This window comes from Eubacterium sp. An3 (assembly GCF_002159465.1).
In the GTDB taxonomy this organism is placed as follows: domain Bacteria; phylum Bacillota; class Clostridia; order Lachnospirales; family Lachnospiraceae; genus Anaerobutyricum; species Anaerobutyricum stercoris.
The window spans coordinates 1-20,714 of record NZ_NFIR01000008.1; the positions used below are offsets into that span (position 1 = coordinate 1).

Annotated in this window: 14 protein-coding genes; 2 read left to right on the top strand and 12 right to left on the bottom strand. The window is 49.4% G+C overall.

Translation table 11 applies throughout. From position 1 onward, the window contains the following. Positions 1-196: 196 nt before the first annotated feature. Positions 197-1,765 carry a hypothetical protein gene (locus tag B5F87_RS08740; protein WP_087279873.1) on the bottom strand — a complete coding sequence of 523 codons (1,569 nt, stop codon included), beginning with the start codon at positions 1,763-1,765 and terminating at the stop codon, positions 197-199. A gap of 98 nt (positions 1,766-1,863) precedes the next feature. After that, the gene (locus B5F87_RS08745; RefSeq protein WP_242964343.1) at positions 1,864-2,250 is read right to left on the bottom strand and encodes a helix-turn-helix transcriptional regulator; all 387 of its coding nucleotides are present in this window, start codon (positions 2,248-2,250) and stop codon (positions 1,864-1,866) included. 185 nt (positions 2,251-2,435) lie between these two features. Here B5F87_RS08745 and B5F87_RS08750 point away from each other — a divergent pair, with 185 nt between their 5' ends. Then, positions 2,436-2,927, top strand: a complete 492-nt coding sequence (locus B5F87_RS08750) for an acyl-CoA thioesterase (RefSeq protein WP_087279876.1) — start codon at positions 2,436-2,438, stop codon at positions 2,925-2,927. 79 nt (positions 2,928-3,006) lie between these two features. On the opposite strand, the gene B5F87_RS08755 is transcribed toward B5F87_RS08750, so the two are convergent. The 5 genes from B5F87_RS08755 to B5F87_RS08775 form a co-directional block, all read right to left on the bottom strand. After that, on the bottom strand, positions 3,007-4,110 hold the full coding sequence (locus tag B5F87_RS08755; protein ID WP_087279879.1) for a hypothetical protein: 1,104 nt from the start codon (positions 4,108-4,110) through the stop codon (positions 3,007-3,009). Positions 4,111-4,253: 143 nt separating this feature from the next. Then, complete coding sequence (locus tag B5F87_RS08760) at positions 4,254-5,477, bottom strand: alanine--tRNA ligase-related protein (RefSeq protein WP_087279882.1); 1,224 nt, start codon at positions 5,475-5,477, stop codon at positions 4,254-4,256. A gap of 6 nt (positions 5,478-5,483) precedes the next feature. Continuing rightward, complete coding sequence (locus B5F87_RS08765) at positions 5,484-6,512, bottom strand: hypothetical protein (protein ID WP_143405239.1); 1,029 nt, start codon at positions 6,510-6,512, stop codon at positions 5,484-5,486. An 86-nt stretch (positions 6,513-6,598) separates the two neighbouring features. Then, positions 6,599-7,090 carry a gamma carbonic anhydrase family protein gene (locus B5F87_RS08770; protein WP_087279889.1) on the bottom strand — a complete coding sequence of 164 codons (492 nt, stop codon included), beginning with the start codon at positions 7,088-7,090 and terminating at the stop codon, positions 6,599-6,601. A gap of 238 nt (positions 7,091-7,328) precedes the next feature. Then, entirely contained in the window at positions 7,329-11,792 is a 4,464-nt protein-coding gene (locus tag B5F87_RS08775) for a PolC-type DNA polymerase III (protein ID WP_087279892.1), read from the bottom strand. A gap of 120 nt (positions 11,793-11,912) precedes the next feature. On the opposite strand from B5F87_RS08775, the gene B5F87_RS08780 reads away from it, so the two are divergent. Continuing rightward, the gene (locus B5F87_RS08780; protein WP_087279895.1) at positions 11,913-12,341 is read left to right on the top strand and encodes a hypothetical protein; all 429 of its coding nucleotides are present in this window, start codon (positions 11,913-11,915) and stop codon (positions 12,339-12,341) included. A 25-nt stretch (positions 12,342-12,366) separates the two neighbouring features. Here B5F87_RS08780 and B5F87_RS08785 read toward each other — a convergent pair whose 3' ends face one another. The 5 genes from B5F87_RS08785 to thrC all read right to left on the bottom strand — a co-directional run bounded on the left by B5F87_RS08785 (position 12,367) and on the right by thrC (position 20,643). Beyond that, complete coding sequence (locus tag B5F87_RS08785; protein ID WP_087279898.1) at positions 12,367-14,301, bottom strand: NAD(+) synthase; 1,935 nt, start codon at positions 14,299-14,301, stop codon at positions 12,367-12,369. A gap of 305 nt (positions 14,302-14,606) precedes the next feature. After that, positions 14,607-15,707 (bottom strand): RNA polymerase sigma factor RpoD, encoded by a 1,101-nt coding sequence (gene rpoD, locus B5F87_RS08790; protein WP_087279901.1) that lies wholly within the window; start codon positions 15,705-15,707, stop codon positions 14,607-14,609. Positions 15,708-16,100: 393 nt separating this feature from the next. Beyond that, positions 16,101-17,198 (bottom strand): UDP-galactopyranose mutase, encoded by a 1,098-nt coding sequence (gene glf / locus B5F87_RS08795; protein WP_087279904.1) that lies wholly within the window; start codon positions 17,196-17,198, stop codon positions 16,101-16,103. 59 nt (positions 17,199-17,257) lie between these two features. After that, a complete protein-coding gene (locus B5F87_RS08800) occupies positions 17,258-19,132 on the bottom strand; it encodes a CDP-glycerol glycerophosphotransferase family protein (protein ID WP_087279907.1) in 1,875 nt (624 codons plus the stop codon). Between the two features lie 23 nt (positions 19,133-19,155). Next, complete coding sequence (thrC, locus tag B5F87_RS08805) at positions 19,156-20,643, bottom strand: threonine synthase (protein WP_087279910.1); 1,488 nt, start codon at positions 20,641-20,643, stop codon at positions 19,156-19,158. Between the last annotated feature and the right edge of the window lie 71 nt (positions 20,644-20,714).

The following is a 20,714-nucleotide window of genomic DNA, read 5'->3' on the forward strand; positions in this document are numbered from 1 at the left end:
GGATTTGGTCTTTTGCTACTGCCATAAATAAACTCCTTTTCGATAAGAATTGTCATATCTGTAATTCTTACCAAAAAGGAGCCATTTTTTACCAAAGCCACAAAGTTTTTTACACTACCAAATAAAAAGCCAAGGAGCTGCCGCACTAATTATTTAGTGCGACAGCCTCATTTTTTATATCCCATATCATTTTATCTTATGTTATGTCACTACAGTATTCGTACAGCGCATCATTGATTGCCATAGCTCTGACCATATCAATGATTTCATTGCTGGACAGCCGCACGCGCATCATCGGATAGTATCGCTGAAAAGAAGTTTCATTCTCTTCTATGTCCGTAAATATCTTCTCCCAGTCTCTGTCCCGCATGAGGATAGAATGATTCTGCCGAACCAGCCACTGGCAGCGTTCCCGGGGCGGTTTGCTCAGAAGTTCCCGGCAGGTATCTTCTTCCGAAAGTACCTGGTAAAGCTTATAGGCTTCCTTCAGGGACTCCTCGATATCCGGCAGGATCGTGTCTCCGTCTTCATAATAAAGAAGGCTGTCATAGCAGGTAATGTCATAATGACCGGCACGGTCTTTTATCTTCTCATTCTCCGTCTCCAGTACCTGACGCAGCATTTCCGAAGGCTCCTGTTCTTCTTCCGAAAGGCAGGCGTCGATCTCCGCCGATATGTCAACGGTATTTCCGCACATCTCCGAAAGACCGTTCTCCAGCGCTTTTCTGACTTCTTCCAACGGTATGTATCGGTTCACCTTTTTGTTGCGGGCTCTTCCAAACACCAATTGAGCAAAGAGTCGTTCCACTCCATAGGGCCGCTGATCGTCCTGATCGATGTCCAGAAGATCCGAACAATCTTTATCCTTCACGTATATTTTTGTATCCATGATACATTTAATAAATAATCCGTATCGGAGCTTTCCGTATTTATCTTCATAATTTACCAGACTGCACAGTTTCTCCAGATCAAATCCCAGGGTCAGATATTCCCGGATTCGCATCGAAAAACCATAAGAATCGACATGATATCCGGCGAACTGATCTCTCCAGTATTCTTCACACACTTCTTCCGGAAAATATTTTCGCATGGCGTCGCCCATCTCTTTTGTCGCATTGCCCAGATAAAATCCCTTCCACACAGCCAGCCGCTCTTTCCAGCTGAGGGGCAGCTGGCGTACCCGGTCTGCCAGCCGGTCCGGATCGCAGCGATCCGGTACGTCAATAGGCTCATCCAGATAGTCATTGATCATAGAAACCGCCGCCCTGCACTGTCCGCCTGTGATATCTCCGTATACAAAAGCCTTATGTCCCAGACGCGCCTCCATCAGGCAGGCAATGGCCAGAAGATACATGTGATAGGGTTCTCCCTGTGTCTTATCTCCCCAGAGATGATAATTCCGTTGAAAACGCTCATCTTTCCAGTCATAGTCCAAATATGCCGGCAGAGCGCCAAAAATCGCATCCGGCGCTTCAGCGTCAACGTCCTCTTCTTTTACCAGCATCTTTGGCATACAATATTCTTCCGCTGTCCGCATGGTCATATAATCTCCGTCCGCCCGCCATCCTGTATATTCCCAGTCACAGCGGGTCTCTGTCCATTCCTCTGTCAGCGCCAGACACTGTACATTTATTCCTTTTATATCGACTATTTTCCTTTCCGCCAGCGAAAAAATTCTGGCAAACTGTAGTGTCTCTTCATATACCTTTGACCATTCTTCCTCAGTCACTGACTTCGCGATACTCACATAAATAAAAATCCCCATAGATACCTCCTTGTAATACGTTTTATCGTTTCGTATATACGTATCATAACAAAAAGAAAAACGCATGTCAATTTCCACATGCATTTTCTTTTTATTTTTTATTCTTCTTCCAGTGCGCTCATATATCCCATGATCCGCTCCCGTTTCTGATGATCCAGTCTTCGGTAGTTTTCAAGCAGAATACTTTCTTCCTTATTTAATGGCATCATATAATCTGCGGAACTGCCACGCGTTTCCAAATCATTTTCTGAGAGCAGTTCATAAGGCGATATCTGAAGTACCTCGCAGATCGTTAAGATTTTATTTACCGACGGATTGGTCTTTTTTCTTTTCCAGTCACTGATAGTACTTTGAGAGATTCCTGTCCTCTGTGAGAACTCTTTTTGACTCATCCCCTTTTTTTGAAGTAAAATAAATATTTTTTCACTGACGATCATTTCCTTTGTTCCTCTCTGTGTGTATTCTTCCCGCTTCTCTGCCAGCAAATTCTCTCAGGCAGCTGACATAAAAATACTCAACACATTTTTTCTTTCATTTTATCAGAAAAAAGTCCTGACTTCTATACATTTTGTTGTTCCATTTCTTGTCCTTTCTTCCCGAAGATACTCTGGAATTATGTGCCGGGAAATGATATGATGATAAAGAAAAGACAGACAAGTGAGGTATCTTTATGGAATTTCGTGCAAAAACCGTAGCAGAGTCCCGGGTGGAAACTGTGCATATTATTCGGCCCACTGATTTGAATGATGCAGGCCGTCTCTTCGGAGGCGTGCTGATGCAATGGATTGATGAAGTGGCCGCTCTTGTGGCAAAACGGCACTCGCAGATGAACGTTACAACAGCATCGGTGGACAATCTCCGTTTTCTGCAGGGAGCCTTTCAGAGAGATGTGATCGTGATCATCGGACGGGTGACCCATGTGGGCAATACTTCCATGGAGGTAAAAGTGGAAACCTATGTAGAGCACACGAACGGTAAGCGTGATCTGATCAACCGGGCTTTCCTGACAGAAATTGGTCTGGGAGACGATAACCGGCCCGCCATTCTTCCCCGTCTGATTCTTGAGACAGAAGAAGACCGAAAAGAATGGGAACGTGCGGAAATGCGCCGGAATCTGCGGGCAAAACAGCGAAAAGAAGGGTTTCATTTTTATGGTGAATGATAAGAGGAGAATCCCGCAAAACAGGATTCTCCTCTTATTTTTGTACGATTTTTATAATTATCCGTATTTTCGTATATTTTTACTGATCGAAGGACCAGCTTCCATCATCGTTCTGCACACCACCAAGAACATTCTCACCGTCGGTGGATACCAGCACATCTGTAGAGGAAACTCCGTCTCCTTCTACAGAGAAATTATAGTATTCATAATCGCCGATCGTGACAATATCCTTAAAGGTATATTCTGCATCTTCACCATAATATTCCTGAGCCAGGGAGAGAGCTTCATCTTCTGAAATTGCTTCCGTCTCAGTGCTTCCGGAGGAACCGTCTTCTTCTGTCGTCTCGTCAGTTTCTTCTGTCTCATCGGTCTCTTCTGTAGTTGTCTCATCTCCGGTGTCCGCCTCGGAACCTTCCGTGGTGCTTTCGGAGAAATCATAGCCTCCGTTGTTGTCAGACGCTTCCGCGAAATCAGACACGGCATAATTAAAGGCATTATCCTCTCCGTCATATGAGGTTGGGGTAATGGTAATCTCGTAAGTGCCGCATACTTCATCGTCCGAATCTGCATCGCGCAGTTCCGCTGTCAGCACATAATCATCACCCTGCTCCTGACAATCCGTGATATATGCCTCCAGAGAACCGATACCGCCGGAAAGGAATCCGTAAGTTCCATCCTCTTCATTATATACCGCATAGGTATTATCCTCTGTTAATTCCGGGAACTCCAGATTGCCCTGCGCAAATGCGTCATAAAGTGCGGAAGCATACATGTTCGTAGTTTCTTCATCTATATACAGATACTGTTCATCTGTATCTACAGTAACATCTTTCACATAATCGTTCATGAGAGAAGCAAGCACTGCCATGGAGAACCAGAAAGAATCCCCTTCTTCCTCTGTGGAATCTTCCGAATAATACGGAAGCTGTTTGGAATAAGATTCCACCATCAGAGCCGTCATCGGATAAATCATATCGCCGAAATCTGACGGCAGATCAACATTTCCATCCACATAGTCCTCTGAGTCATCATTGGACGCTTCGGTAGAAGCCTCTGTGGAAGCCTCCGTTGGCTCTGCATTATCCTGTCCATCTGTACTGCGGCCGCCGCAGCCGATCAGAGAAAAAGCCATGGCTCCGGCAAGTGCAACGGCTCCCCATCGTTTCATTTTATTAAAATGCATCTTAATCCCTTCTTTCTGTAATATTTCATTACGATTACATTATTCTGACTTCTGACGAATCTAACCTAAATCTTAACGCATTATTGCCGACATGTAAAGAACAGCTTTCTTACACTTTAATTAAAGAACCGTGAAAATTTTATTTACGCCCCTGAAGCATCGTCCACGATCACAAACCCCTTCTCCTCAAAAAAGGACTTTATAACCGCCCGGTCCGCCTGCAGTGATCCCTGAGCAAAAAAAGGTTTCCCACCGCCCCGCCCGGAGAGCGTCTCGTTCATCTCTTTCACAAACGCACGAACATCGCCATTCCTCTGCCCGGCAGCATATTTGCCTCCGGTATTTTTCTTTTGCGAATCCTCCAGTGCAATCACCACACAGATACCGCCGCAGACATCTAAAACAGCGTCCGCCTCCTTGCGAATATCCGCCGCATCCAAAGCATGCTCAAGCAAAAGAACATTTCCTCTTCCTTCACACTGCTTTGCCCTCATGGCAAATTGTTGCTGACGAAGTGCCAGAATTTCTCCCTTCAGACTGTAGATCTCATCCTGCAGCCGCTGAACTGCCGCCGGCGTTCCGTCGGGCTTCACAGAGAGCATAGATGCCACCCGGCTGTTTGCCTCCAGATGCTGATGGAGCAGCCCGAGCGCTCTTTTACCGGCAGCCATCTCAATGCGGACGCCTTCCCGGAAATGTTTCACCGAGAGAAGTTTTACCAGACCAATCTCCCCGGTGGACTCCACATGAAGTCCGCAGCAGGCGCAGAGATCACCGCCTGGAAACTCCACCAGACGCACCTCACCTGTCAGTTCTTTTTTACTTCTGTAAGGCAGTACATTTTTTTCTTCCTCGTCCGGGAAAAATACCCGGGCGCGCCGGTCTGTCCAGATATAGTTGTTGACTTCCTGCTCTATCTGATGCAGCTGCCCTTCATCGAGAAGACCGTTCAGATCAATGGTGATCAATTCTTCTCCCATATGGAAGCCCACATTATCATAACCGTATTTCCGGTGAATGAATCCACTGACGATATGCTCTCCGGAATGCTGCTGCATCAGGTCAAAACGGCGTTCCCAGTCTAGCACGCCGCGAACCCGGCAATTCACCGGCAAAAGATTCTCCACGTAGTGACGAATCTCTCCCTCATCAGAGCCGCCATACTGAACATCCAGGACAGTACATTTATTATCGCCGTCGACCGGATACAATGTACCAAGGTCTGCCGGCTGCCCTCCGCCTTCCGGATAAAAAGCGGTCTGATCCAGGACCACATATTGTCCTCTCTCATCTTTTCCGCAGGAGAGGACTTCCGCCTCAAACTCTCTCAGATATACATTTTCATAAAATAACCGTCTTGTCCGCATTTTTATCTACTCTTCATTCTGTTTTACATATAAAGTGATATCCGTCTCCGGATTCTGCACCTGCATCTGGTATTCTGTAAATTCCTGATCGCAGTCTTCATCTGAATAAACCGTATATCCGTCATGCTCCAGCAGATTAAAATATACGCCTCTTGGGATATTGAATGTATACGTCTCCTCGTTATCTCCCTGATAATCGTAGTAAACTGTACACTCCCGGTCAGTTTCCTGATCTTTTATATTCTGATAGAATTCCGGATTCTTATTAGACCCGTCAAATTCCACCGTATAGCTGTAGAATTCTTCTCCATTACAGGTTTCCACAGCAGTCAGAACAACCATAGTTTCCTTGTCCAGAGTAAGTGTCTGTTCGATCTGATCGCCCACATTAAAACCATATCTTGTAACGTACTCATCTCCCTCCGCAACGGTATAGGTTGCCGTGACCTTAAGGAAATCTCCGCTCTCCTGCTCATCGGTTATTCTCACAGAATCTCCGGTCTGAAAAACCTCGCCTTCAATCTGAGAAACGCAGACGTTTTCGTAATCATCTCCAAGCAGACCATAGTAGTAAACGAAATTACCGTCATAGCGATACAGCTGCTTTCCGCGGATAACTTCCCGATAATCTTCTTCCATTCCGTCCGTTCTGTAATAAGAATAATAGTCTCCGTTGCCGGTCTTTCTCACAAAACGTGTGGTCTTATAATCTTCCTCATTGGCGAGATGAGAATAATTCACCGTGATCAGTACATTTTCATGACTGCTCAAAAGATTGTCCATGGTGTTCGCATCGTTAATCTCCGAAATGTAACTGCTTCTTCTCTGATTACTCTGGAAAAAGAATCCACAGACAGCCAGGATTACCACAGCCGTCAGCAGAAGGCTGATCCCAAGAATCTTCCAGAACCAAGGTCTTTTGGAACGTTTCTGAAGTGTTTTATCCAGATCGTACCCCTGGTAACGCTTTCCCTTTCTCCATTTTCCACCGGAATTTTCCGGTGTTTCTTCAATATCAATGATACTTTTTGACATGTATCTTCTCCCTTCCAAATCATCATCCCGGTATGCTCCCGCCCTGCGGAACGCCGTCCCGCAGAACCCGCCGGTCATGGCGTCGGTTACTTCTGTACATTTTTAGCCAGCATATAAGTGATAGCGCTGGTTTCATTATGTTTTTTCTCTTCCTCTGTCAACGGCCGAATCACCTTTGCAGGAGAACCAAACGCCATCATACCGTCCGGAATCTCCGTTCCCTGCGTCACAAGGCTGCCGGCGCCGATGATGCAGTCTTCTCCGATTTTAGCTCCGTTCATCACAATGGAGCCCATGCCGATCACCGTATTATGACCGATGGTACATCCGTGAATGATCGCGTTATGACCGATAGTCACGCTGTTGCCGATATGACACGGGCATCCGGCGTCCACATGAATCACCACGCCATCCTGCACATTGGAACCGCAGCCGATGATGATCGGCGCCATGTCTCCGCGAACCACCGCATTGTACCAGATGGAGCTCTCATCACCCACCGTCACATTTCCAATGACGACGGCTCCTTCCGCCACCCAGGCATTCCCCTGTATGTCTGCATTTTTAATATATGCCATAGTTTTCTTTCCTTTCCGGGCGTTTTGGCCTTCCGGCCATCGTCCGCTTTATCATCAAGGTGCGACACGCCCAATTATATTTTTTCCATTTCCGAAAATGCAATTCATCCGCGAAGGCACTGCATTTTCGGTCATGGTAACATCTTACCATGAATTGGGGGATTTGTCGATTTGAACTGTGGATTTTAGGATAACCGAAGTATGGCGTTACAGTCGTAATTTCCCAATTTCCCAATCCCTACACCACCATAAAATCCGCCAGTGACAGCTGATCTGTCTCAGGCAGCCCGGTGAGGATGCCAAGCTCCACCATCTTATCCACGTTGGTCTTGCTGACCTTCGCCTGGTTGCGGAAATTATCCAGCGAGGTGAACGGGCCGTGTTTTGCAGCTTCTTCCACCTGATCGCAGGCTTTGTCGCCAAGACCTTCCACGCTGGACAGAGGCGGCATGATCTTGCCGTCGATGATCTGGCAGTCCCGGGCTTTGGCTCTGTAGATGTCAATCGGAATAAATTCAAATCCTCTGGCGTACATTTCCTGGGCAATTCGCCCGTCGCGAATGGTATCCTGGTCTTTTTTCGTCTGCTGTTCCTTCGGCATGGAGGTCAGCTCCTCCAGATACTCTTCCAGGATAGCCCGTCCCCGGCACATGATCTCATAGGAGAAGGCCGAGGCGCGGATACTGAAATAGGCCGCATAGTAAGCCAGCGGCTTATGCACCTTAAACCATGCCACGCGCCAGCCCATCATAACATAGGCGGCGGCGTGAGCCTTCGGGAACATGTATTTAATCTTCCGGCAGGAGCCGATGTACCACTCCGGCACGCCGTGGGAGAGCATGGTCTCCACCCAGTCGTCCTTTAATCCTTTTCCCTTACGGACGGACTCCATGATGGTGAAGGATTCCTCCTTATCGAGTCCCATATTAATAAGGTAGGTCATAATATCATCCCGACAACAGATGGCGGTGGAAATCTCCGCCTGCCCGGTCTCGATCAGCGTCTGGGCATTGCCGAGCCACACGTCCGTTCCGTGGGACAGACCGGAAATGCGCACCAGATCCGAGAAACACTGCGGGTTCGTATCCTTTAACATCTGCATGACGAAGTCCGTACCGAACTCCGGCACGCCGAGGGAACCCATCTCCACGCCTCCGATATCCTCCGGCGTGATTCCGAGAATCTCCGTACCATGAAACAGCTCCATGACGTCTTTGTCATCGAGAGGAATGGTCTTGGCGTCGATGCCGGTCAAATCCTCCAGCCGCCGGATCATGGTGGGATCATCGTGTCCCAGAATATCGAGCTTTAACAGGTTATGGTCGATGGAATGGTACTCAAAATGCGTCGTGATAATATCGGTATTCACATCATTGGCGGGATGCTGGATGGCGGTGAAATCATAAATCTCATGCTCATGGGGCACAACAATGATACCGCCCGGGTGCTGTCCGGTGGTTCTCTTTACGCCGGTACAGCCCTCTGCCAGCCGTTCCATCTCACAGCGGCGTTTGTGAATCCCCCGTTCTTCAAAATATTTCATCACATAGCCGTAGGCGGTCTTTTCCGCCAGGGTACCGATGGTCCCGGCACGGAAGGCGGAACCTTCCCCAAAGATGACCTCCACATATTTGTGGGCCTTCGCCTGGTATTCTCCGGAGAAGTTCAGGTCGATATCCGGCTCCTTGTTGCCCTTGAATCCGAGGAATGTCTCGAAAGGAATATCATGCCCTTCCTTTAACAGCTTCGTGCCGCAGACCGGGCAGTCCCGGTCCGGCATATCGCAGCCGGACATACCCTTCATGGTGTATGGCTTTACATACTCGGAATCAAAATCCACAAAATGACATTTTGGGCAAATGTAATGGGCGGAAAGGGGATTTACCTCTGTGATTCCCGACATGGTCGCCACGAAGGAGGAACCGACGGAACCACGGGAACCAACCAGATAGCCATGGTCGTTGGAGTCCTTTACCAGCTTCTGCGCGATAATGTACATAACGGCAAATCCGTTGGAGATGATGGAGGTAAGCTCTCTGTCCAGCCGCTCTTTTACAATCTCCGGCAGCTCCGGCCCGTATATTTCATGGGCTCTGTTGTAACAGATATCCGTCAGCTCCTTATCGGAATTCGGGATGACCGGAGGACATTTATCCGGATGCACCGGGGAAATCTTCTCGATCATGTCCGCGATCTTGTTGGTGTTGGTGATGACCACCTCTCTTGCCTTCTGCTCACCCAGATAGGAAAATTCCTCGAGCATCTCCTCGGTAGTGCGGAAATAAAGGGGAGCCTGATTGTCGGCGTCGGCAAAACCTTTTCCCGCCATGAGGATACGACGGTACTGCTCGTCCTCGGGATTGAGGAAATGTACGTCGCAGGTGGCGACCACCGGCTTATGATACTGTTCTCCCAGCTCCACGATTCTCCGGTTATAATTCTGGAGATCTTCCACAGTCTTGGCGTCGTACTTATCACTCTCCAGCATAAAGGCATTGTTGCCGATGGGCTGAATCTCCAGATAATCATAAAAGTTTACAATCCGGGCAATCTCCTCCTCGCTCTTACCTCTGATAATAGCCTGAAACAGCTCGCCGGCCTCGCAGGCGGAACCGAGAATCAGCCCCTCTCTGTATTTCTCAATGAGACTCTTGGGCATCCGCGGCCGCCGGTTGAAATAATCCAAATGCGAAGCGGACACCAGCCGGTTGAGATTCACCCGCCCCACATCGTTCTTTACGAGAATAATGCCATGGTAGGTCATGGCCTTTTTTATCAGATCAGCCGAGGTACTTCCTTTGCTATTCAGTTCTTCCAGGGTATGTACCCCCTGCTCTTCCAGCATCTCCACAAACCGCACGAATACTTCCGCGGTCACCCGGGCGTCGTCCACAGCCCGGTGATGATGTTCCTGCTTGATGCCCAGATGTTTGCAGACGGTGTTCAGCTTAAACCGGTTCAGCCCCGGCAGCAGCATCCTTGCCATCTGCACCGTGTCGAGCACTGTAAAGTCGTGTTCATAGCCCAGACGGTCGGCGTTTGCCTCGATGAAGCTCACGTCAAATTCCGCGTTGTGAGCCACCAGGGAACAGCCCTCGCAGAACGCGAGAAACTCCGGCAGGATGGTCTCGATATCTTCCGCTCCCGCCACCATGGCGTCATCGATACTGGTAAGCTCCGTGATCCGCAGAGGAATCGGCCGCTTTGGATTGACGAACACACTGTAGTGATCCACGATCTCGCCGCCGGACACCTTTACCGCACCGATCTCGATGATGGCGTCATGAACCGGGCTGAATCCTGTGGTTTCCAGGTCAAAGACCACAAAGCTGTCCGAAAGCGTCTGACCCTTGGCGTTGGTGACCAGCTTTTTCAGGTCGTCCACAAAATATCCCTCAACGCCGTAGATGATCTTAAACGGTTCATCCATGGTGATGCAGTGATTGGCGATAGGGAAAGCCTGCAGCACACCGTGATCGGTGATGGCCAGCGCCGGATGCCCCCAGTCTTTGGCTGTCTGAATGACCTTTTTGATATCCACCACGCTGTCCAGATCGCTCATGACCGTGTGCAGATGAAGCTCCACCCGCTTCTCCAGACTCTTGTCCATCCGTTTTTCCCGGAAGTCCGGAATCGGCTTGATGCCGACGATGGAAGACATGGTGATATCTCTCTCGAAGGTATCCATCCGCGGCATGCCCTTCACTTTATAGAACTTTCCTTTCTGGAATTCATCCAGGAAGTCCGGAAGCTGCGCGTTTCTCAGGAACACTTTTCCCACGATGGTATCGGTAAAGTCTGTGATCCGGAAGCTGACAATGCTTCTCTCCCGGCGGATCTCCCGAATCTCCAGTCCGATGATCTGTCCCCGGATGACGGTCTCCCCGATCTCGTCGACGATCTCCTCGATGGGAACGACCTCCCCGTCACAGTTTTTGCCGTAAATGATATCCGGGTCCTTCTGCCGTTTGGCATAACCTCCGAATTCCTGCCGTCTGGCCCGCTCCTCAAAAAAGTTGGAAGAAAATGCATTGCCTTTCCTGGCCGGTTTCTGCTCACCGTCTTTCTCCTGCCCGTTCTCTCCGGCTTTTTTCTGACTGCTCTTTTCCGCCTCCGCCTTTTCAATCTGTTCCATGACCATGCCGACTTCCAGACTCAGCTTGTGATTTCTCGCCTTATAAAATGCATTTTTTGCGTCGTCGGTAAAATCAAAGCCCACCTGAATCTCCTTACCAAAACGGTGAGCGTACATTTCTTCCAGATACTGCTTGAGCTTCGCTGATTTATTTCTGGCAAGGAAGGAGTCTTCCAGCAGGATCGTCATGATATTTCCTTCAAATCCCCACTCGCAGCGAAGGAACAGGCTGTACTCCACCTGACCCATCCGGTGGATCTCATAGAGAATACTGTCCCAGTAATCTTTGGTGAGCTGTTCCAGCGTATATACGGGAGAAAGCTCATAGGTATCATCAATGGCAAGAAACACCGACGTACCCCGGAACAGTTCGTTTTTCAGATCATAGGCAATCTTATTTATCAGCTTCTTTCCCATGATGTGCTCGCTCTTTGTGTGCACAATGAGCTGATTTTTGCTCTGCTTCATTACCACCTTGGTGACGATGGTGTTGGAAAGCGCATATCTTAAATTGTCGGGTATTGTATAGTCCGGAAATACTTCCGGAAATGTCTGTCTTTGTTCCATAATGCCTCCTTCCCCGAAAAGCAGGGGAGCCGCCCTTCTTTCTTCCATAATAAAGTAGTCATAAATCCTTTTCGGCAGAATAAAATTTATTAAAATTATGTATCGGAAGGACTGTTTTTTTTGAGTGCAAAAACAAAAATCATTGTTGTAAAAGCAAAAGAACTGATCTACACGGCTCTTTTTATCTGCCTTGCCATCATCCTCATTCTCCTGCTTATCTTTATGTTCGCCCCGGGAGAAAAAAGTGTAAGCACCAGTGCCGGAGCATACACGCCCGGCGTTTATACTTCCACTATCACTCTGGGAGACACCGCTCTCGATGTGGCGGTATCTGTGGATGAAAACCATATTACCTCCGTGAGCCTGAATAATCTGTCGGAAAGCGTCACCGCCATGTATCCGCTTCTGGAGCCTTCTCTGGAAAGCATCAACGAACAGCTGGACAGCATTTCCTCCATCGACGACCTGCAGCTGGATTCCGACACCAAATATACCGGTCTGATCCTGCAGCAGGCCATCAAAAATGCGCTCCAGAAGGCGCAGTCCTGATACTGCGCCTTTTCGGAAACGCGCTTTATTCCAGTCCCAGCTCTTCTTTCAGTCTGTCAAGCTCCGCCATCCACACGGATGGGCTTGCATCGCTCGGCATCCGCAGGTCGCCCCTCGGGGATACGGCAATGGAGCCCACCTTCGGTCCATCCGGCAGGCAGGAGCGTTTGAAATGCTGTGCAAAGAACCGCCAGCAGAAGGTGCGGAGCCATTTGTAAATGACAGCGTCCTCGTAATCTGCGCCGAAGGCTTTCTTTGCCAGCCGGAAGATCTTCGCCGGACCGAATCCAAACCGCAGCATGTAATACAGATAAAAGTCATGCAGTTCATAAGGACCCACCAGGTCTTCTGTCTTCTGAGAGATGACGCCGTCCACCGGCGGCAGCAGCTCCGGACTCACCGGAGTGTCCAGCACGTCAAGTAGTACCTTCTGCAGTTCTTCCTCCTCCGTGGTGTCCGCATAGTAGCGCACCAGATGGCGCACCAGTGTTTTTGGCACCGAACAGTTCACCGCATACATGGACATATGGTCGCCGTTGTAAGTGGCCCAGCCAAGAGCCAGCTCGGACATGTCGCCGGTTCCGATGACCATACCGTTTACCTGATTGGCAATATCCATGAGGATCTGCGTCCGCTCTCTGGCCTGGGAGTTCTCATAGGTAACGTCATGCACATTGATGTCGTGTCCGATATCCGAAAAATGCTGCTCCACCGCCCGGTTGATCCGAATCTCCCGCAGGGTGGCACCCAGCCGTTTTGTCAGGGTCACGGCATTGGAATAGGTTCGGTCTGTGGTTCCAAAGCATGGCATGGTCACGCAGACAATTCCTTCTCTCGGAAGTCCCAGCATATCAAAGGCTCTCGCCGTCACCAGCACCGCCAGGGTGGAATCCAGACCGCCGCTGATACCGATGACCGCATGGCGGCATCCCGTGTGCGCCAGACGTTTCTTCAGTCCCATGGCCTGAATGGTCAGAATCTCATCGCATCGTTTATCTCTGTCTTCTTTATTGGAAGGAATGAACGGAGTCCGGGAGAAGTACCGGGTCAGCTCTGTCTCCGTCTCTTCCAGGGTAAAATACACCCGGTGATAAGGCTGTCCGCCGTCGTCGGTCACGAAGGTGGACGTCTTCTGCCGGTCTGCCGCCAGACGCTGCAGATCGATCTCCGCTTCCGTATAGTGATTCTCAAACCGTCCGGACTCTGCCAGCACGGCTCCGTACTCGGTGATCATATTGTGGCCGCTGTACACCAGATCCTGGGTGGATTCGCCCTCTCCCGCAGATGCATAAATGTACGCGCAGACCAGTCTTGCCGACTGAGAGCTGACCAGCTCCCGGCGGTAAGTGTCTTTCGTGGTCGTCTCATCGCTGGCGGAAGGATTACAGATGACCGTCGCTCCTGCCAGTGCGTGGTAGGTGGACGGCGGCAGCGGTACCCAGAGATCCTCGCAGATCTCCGCGGCCAGCACCAGATTCTCCACATTCTCGCAGCAGAACAGAAGGTTCATGCCAAACGGCACTTCCTGTCCCAGCAGACGGATCATCTCCACCTCTCTTCTGCCCGGCGTAAAATGTCTCGCCTCATAAAACTCTGAATAATTCGGCAGATTATGCTTCGGCACAACGCCAAGAATCCGTCCTCTATATAAGAAAACCGCACAGTTATAAAGCTTCTGATGGACAAGCAGCGGCGCCCCCGCCACAATGACCATTGGTATCTCAGCCGTCTCCTCAAGAATGACGGCCAGCTGTTTCTTACTCTCCTCCAGCAGCGGCTTCTGCCAGAACAGATCGCCGCAGGTATAAGCGGAGATCACCAGCTCCGGGAGAACAAGCACCTTCACCTGCCGCTCCTGCGCCCTTCTCACTGCCTTCATGATACTTTCTTTGTTAAATGCCGGGTCGGCAACCTTCACATCTACCGATGCCGCCGCCACCCGCAAGAATCCGTCTTTCATTTTGTTTTCCTTTCTCTATGCCCATTTTACGCCCGGAGGGCTTTTCTATTCTTTGGAATAACAGATGTCTTCGCACTTTGTGCTCCCGCCATCTGCAACGGAGCATTCGCATTCCGCGCTATCGCTCTTCATGCTCATTCTCCTTTGCCCGTCCAATGTCTACACAGCGGGACATGCAAGCCCGTCCCGCTGCGCAGCCGCTGTCCGGGTTATTCAAAAAAAAATGGGAATCCTGATCACACAGTCTTCCCATTATTTTAATCAATTATTTATCATTTGGCAATATGTACTTGGCGGCAAATTCTTTACTCCAGGAAGTCCTTGAGCTTACGGCTCCGGCTCGGATGGCGCAGCTTCCGGAGTGCCTTCGCCTCAATCTGACGGATACGCTCTCTTGTTACGTTGAACTCTTTTCCGACTTCTTCGAGAGTTCTCGTCTTACCGTCGTCCAGTCCGAAACGCAGCTTGATGACGTTGCGCTCTCTCTCTGTGAGGGAGGCCATGGCCACTTCCAGTTCCTCCTTCAGCATGGAGAAGGATGCGGAATCCACAGGGGAAAGCAGGGATTCATCTTCGATGAAGTCGCCCAGCTGGCTGTCCTCTTCCTCGCCAATCGGGGTGTCCAGGGATACCGGGTCTCTGGATGTCTTCAGAATCTCGTCAATCTTAGCCACAGGCATGTTCATCTTCTTTGCGATCTCTTCGTTGGTAGGTTCTCTTCCCAGCTCCTGCAGCAGCATCCTGGAAGTACGAAGAGTCTTGTTGATGGTCTCCACCATATGTACCGGCACACGGATGGTCTTCGCCGTATCGGCGATACCTCGGGTGATCGCCTGACGGATCCACCAGGTGGAGTAGGTACTGAACTTGTTGCCCTTCTTGTAGTCGAACTTCTCCACGGCCTTCATGAGACCCATGTTACCCTCCTGAATCAGATCCAGGAAAGACATGCCTCGTCCCACATATTTCTTAGCGATACTTACCACCAGTCTCAGGTTGGCCTCAATGAGCTGCTTTCTGGCCTGCTCGTCACCTTTTTCAATGCGCTGTGCCAGGAATACTTCTTCTTCAGCTGTCAGCAGCGGGATATTGCCAATCTCTTTCAGATACATACGCACCGGATCTTCCAGACTGACGCCTTCCAGAATATCCGTATCATCGATAAGCTCCACCTCTTCGGCGTCATCATCGATGTAATTATCATCGTTATCTTCCTCGCTGGTATTCAGAACATCCACGCCCTGCTTCTCAAAATAATCAAGAATCCACTCGAACTTCTCAGGGGTTAACTCAATATCTTTGAATGCATCGTTAATCTCTTTGTACTCGAGTACATTCTTATTCTGGTGGGCCTGTTTCAGAAGTGTTTCCATAATATTAGAAAAACTTAATCTTGCATCTTCCATGTTTGTTCTCCCGATTCTTTTTTGCTGACCTGTTACCTTGCTGCTGTCTCATTTGTCTTAAGATAAAAATAAAGAAGACATCTTAAGGAAGGGTATGCGAAAAAACACCTTACCCTTCCTTTCTCTTTCGTGCTCTATTACAAATTTATCTTAATCATCCAGATAGCGGCACTACCACTATTATATAGATATTGTCTATTTTATCCCATGTTTCCCTCTATGTCAACTTTTTTTGGGAAATTCATCATTTTTTCACAGTATTTTGTGTCTTTTTTCTCTTATACAACATTATATTGTATTCTTTCTTCTTTATGTCATATATTCCCGCCGTTTCCCCATCATTTCCCGACAATTTTCGATATTCCACGGCTAAACGGGGCTGCCGGGTGAGCCTCACATCTCCTTTACGGTATCAAGAGCCAGCCGGATGACCTTATCCATGTCATAATACCGATATGTTCCCAGGCGCCCGCCGAAGATGGTATCCGGCTCCGCTTCCGCCAACGCCCGGTACTGGGCCGCCAGGGATTCATTTTCTTCGTCGTTGATCGGATAGTACGGCTCCATGCCCGGCTTCCACTCTTCCGGGTACTCCCGGGAGATGACAGTGGACGGCTGGGTCCCGAACTCAAAATGCTTGTGCTCGATGATCCTTGTATACGGTACTTCTCTTTCTGTGTAATTGACCACCGCGTTACCCTGATAATTGTCCGTCGGCAGCACCTCCGTCTCAAACCGGACAGTCCGGTACTGGAGGATGCCCAGCCGGTAATCAAAGTAAGCATCCAGCGGTCCGGTGTACACAGTCTTGTCCGCCACACCCGGATGTTCCTGCCGGAACGCAAAGTAATCTGTGTTCAACAGCACATCGGAACCTTCCAGCAGTTTTATGATCAGGTTCGTGTAGCCGCCTTTCGGGATACCCTGATATGGATCGTTGAAATAATTGTTATCATAAATGAAACGAAGCGGCAGACGCTTGATGATAAAAGACGGCAGCTCTTTGCAGTCTCTGCCCCACTGCTTCTCGGTATAGCCTTTCACCAGCTTCTCGTAAACGTCCCGTCCCACCAAGGACAGCGCCTGCTCCTCCAGGTTCTGCGGCTCTCCGATATTAAGATCCGCAATCTGCGCCGCGATGATATCCTTCGCCTCCTGCGGCGTGCGGATTCCCCACAGCTTGCTGAAAGTGTTCATATTAAAAGGCAGATTATACAGTTCATTCTTGTACACAGCCACTGGCGAATTGATGTAATGATTAAATTCTGCCAGCTCATTTACATAGTCCCAGACCTCCTTGTCAGAGGTATGGAAAATGTGCGCGCCATACTTGTGAACGTTGATTCCCTCGATATCTTCTGTGTAAATGTTGCCTCCCACGTGATTCCGTTTCTCGATCACAAGACAGGAAGCGCCTTTTTTCGTCATTTCATGGGCGAAGACGCTGCCAAAAAGGCCCGCGCCCACAATGAGATAATCGTAATGCTTCACGATAACTTCCTCCACTATATTCAAAAACAACTGCCAGGCTGTCCGAAGAGATCAACGCATCAGATAAGCCCCAGTTCTTTCAGTTTCTCACAGAGCCTCTCCATATTTTTACCGTCAGAAAACTCATTGATGAGCTGATACCGCCGCTCAAATTCCTCTGTCCGGAAAGAATCAAGATCAATCTTTCCGTCACGGCATCCTTCCTCCAGAATCGCATCAAGCTCCGGCAGAGAAAACGCTCTCTTTCCGATATATTCATCGTCCTTTGGAATCAGCCTGCCGTTCTCTTTCTCATAAAACTCCAGATCTTCCTGGAAGAAGACCACGCCGCCGCCCTGATAGAAACTGTTGTAGCAGACGGAAGAATAGTCCGTGATCAGCAGCTTGGCAATACTCAGTACCTCAGAAATCGGTTTTTTCCAGATACTCGGAGCCAGCTCCGTCTTCTCCAGATGAGCTCCGGTCTTCGGATGGATCACCACCCGGATTTTTTCTGCCGGAAGGAATTTCCTGAGCATATTATAGATAGCCAGTGTGTTCTGATAGTAGGTGGATTTGGTAAAATCCTCCATATTGTCCTCGTACGGCTTCCAGGTCAGCATGATGACCGCGATGTCATCGGAGTCCTGATTCAGATGCTTATATTCCAGCTTGCTGAAAATCGCCATGCCGGTCTTTAAAATGCGGGAATTGTCAATGCCCATCATGCGATGAACAGCTTCCTTTTCCTTCTCGCTGTTGACCACAATGTAATCCGGCTCCATCTCCCGTCCGGCAAGGAACGGCGAGTTAGGACCATGACATTTCATATAAGTTACGCCGTGCTGCAGGAAGACAAATGTATTCTCCGCGATGCTTCGACGGTAATATTTGTTGTTGGAACGTATCACATTCAGATGAAACGGCGTCTCTGTAGAAATATACGCGTTGGCACGGAACAAAAGCTCGTAATATTTCCTGGAATACTGTTTTACCACGTTTGGATGATTTTTAATCCGCTCGTAATCCGGCGAATCTCCGCTGATGATAAAATAAGCGCCCTTCGGATTCCGCTTCCAGGCCATGTCAAAGATCTCGAAGGTGCCTTCCTCTGCCTTCTGGCAGAACTTCTCGTAGAAAAGGCTCACCTTCAGCGAGGACTTCTTCTTCTCCTCTTTACCCTTCCGGTACAGACGGCCGGAGACTGCGTCGCTCTCCCAGAAACGGAAGGAAGCCGTTTTCTCCACCTCTTCCAGAGGACGGCAGACAAACAGTACATTTCCCACGCCGGTGTGCTTGATCTGCACCGCATCATTCTTATAGAAGAAACTGATCATCGGCACATGCTGATACTTGATATTCTCATCAGGAACCTCGATCTTTACAGGAAATGTAACATCCATGCCGTTAACCTTCAGCGCAATATCAAAGCGGGAAGAAGTCTCCTCCATCGTCCTGGTCAGCTCATCCATGGACATATGAAACTTCCTGATAAAAAACGGATCGTCATCTTTCACCCCTGCCAGCGTCTTTTTGCTGACCGGAATGTCAAAGGGCTGACGCGCTCTCTCGCCGATCACCAGGACAGCGTCCTCAAAGGTGAACGTGCCGTCGTCTACCACTCCCACCTGCAGCTGCAGGGAAAGGCCATCCTTGGTAAGAGAAATATGCTGTACGTTGCACATCCTTTCCAGCACCCGCAGGTACGCGCCTCTGCTCGGGGCATAGCTGGCCTTTACCTCCCCGCTTCTGGTGTAAACCATGAGGATATTCTCCCCGAAAGGCTGCCAGAACAGAATCTTCCGCAATTTTTTATTTTCCACCGTCAGTCCGGTACTCACATTTTTCTTAAGCTCAAAATCATCGAACTTCTTCTGCCAGATCTCGGCCTGCGAGCCTTCTCCCTCTTTCCGGACCTCCAGAACATTATCTGTAAATGTAACCGATATTTTCATACGCTCCTCCGAATTAATTCCTACTAAATCCCCAGAATACGTTTTACTTCCCCGCACATCTCTTCTTTGCCGCAGACGGTGTCATGAAGCACCGGAGCGGAACGGATATCTTCGATAGCCTGCGGCACCGGCACGCCGGATAACCGGTTCAGCTCATCCACCAGCTCAAAATCACTCTGGGAATCATAAGCCGGGTCAATAGCGTTCATGACGCTTCTGGTAAACTTGTACGGACTTGCGGTTGAAGCGATGATAGTCTTTGTTTCATCCGCCGTGTCCGCTTTATACTTCTCATAGACGCTCTTTGCTACCGCCGTGTGAGTATCCATGATATAACCTGTTTTTTCGTACACATCCTTAATGGCTGCAGCCGTCTCCTCTTCACTGGCAAAATTACCGTAAAAATCTTTCAGCTGCTCCCGCATCTCATCGGTAATCTCATAGCGGCCGGTCTCGTTCAGTGCCTTCATGTAGGCGTTATTCTTCTCCGCCTCTCTTCCCGCCGTCTGATAAATCAGTCTCTCCAGGTTGCTGGAAATCAGAATATCCATGGACGGAGAGGAAGTCAGAATAAACTCTCTGTTCTTGTCATAGCATCCGGTGGCAAAGAAATCAAACAGCACTTTGTTCTCATTGGAAGCGCAGATCAATTTTGCAATCGGCACGCCCATCTGTTTTGCGTAGTAAGCCGCCAGAATGTTGCCGAAGTTACCGGTCGGCACAACGACGTTGATCTTCTCACCGTCCGCAATCTCTCCCTTTGCCAGCAGTGCGGCGTAGCTGTATACATAGTAAACCACCTGCGGCACCAGACGTCCGATGTTGATGGAGTTGGCGGAAGAGAACTGATAACCTGCCACTGCCATCTCCTCAGCCAGCGCCGCATCCGAAAACATCTTCTTTACGCCGGTCTGGGCGTCGTCAAAGTTACCTTCAATACCGATGACATAGGTGTTGTCGCCCCGCTGAGTGATCATCTGCTTCTCCTGAATCGGGCTTACGCCGTGCTTTGGATAAAAGACGATGATCTTTGTTCCAGGCACATCGGCAAAACCGGCGAGAGCCGCCTTGCCCGTATCTCCGGAGGTCGCCGTCAGGATAACAATTTCATTCTTTACATGGTTCTTCTTCGCGCTGGTGGTCAGCAGATACGGCAGGATGGATAACGCCATATCCTTGAAGGCGATGGTCGCTCCGTGGAACAGTTCCAGGAAATACGCGCCGTCCTTCTTCACCAGCTCTGCGATGCGCGGCGTGTCAAACTTCTTATCGTAAGCGCTGTTGATACAGTGCCTTAACTCTTCTTCCGTAAAGTCGGTCAAAAACAGCTTCATCACTTCATAAGCCACATCCTGATAGCGCATCTTCGACAGCTCTTCCATGCTGACATTAAGCGCCGGAATCTGCTCCGGCACATACAGTCCGCCTTCTCCCGCCAGGCCGCGGAGAATGGCTTCGGAAGCCTTTGCCGTTTCTTCATTGTTTCTCGTGCTTCTATACAACAAATCCATAACCCTGTCCTCTCTGTTCTTATTCTTGTCATTTCTACATTTATCTTCACCGTTTCGACACAGTTCTGTTA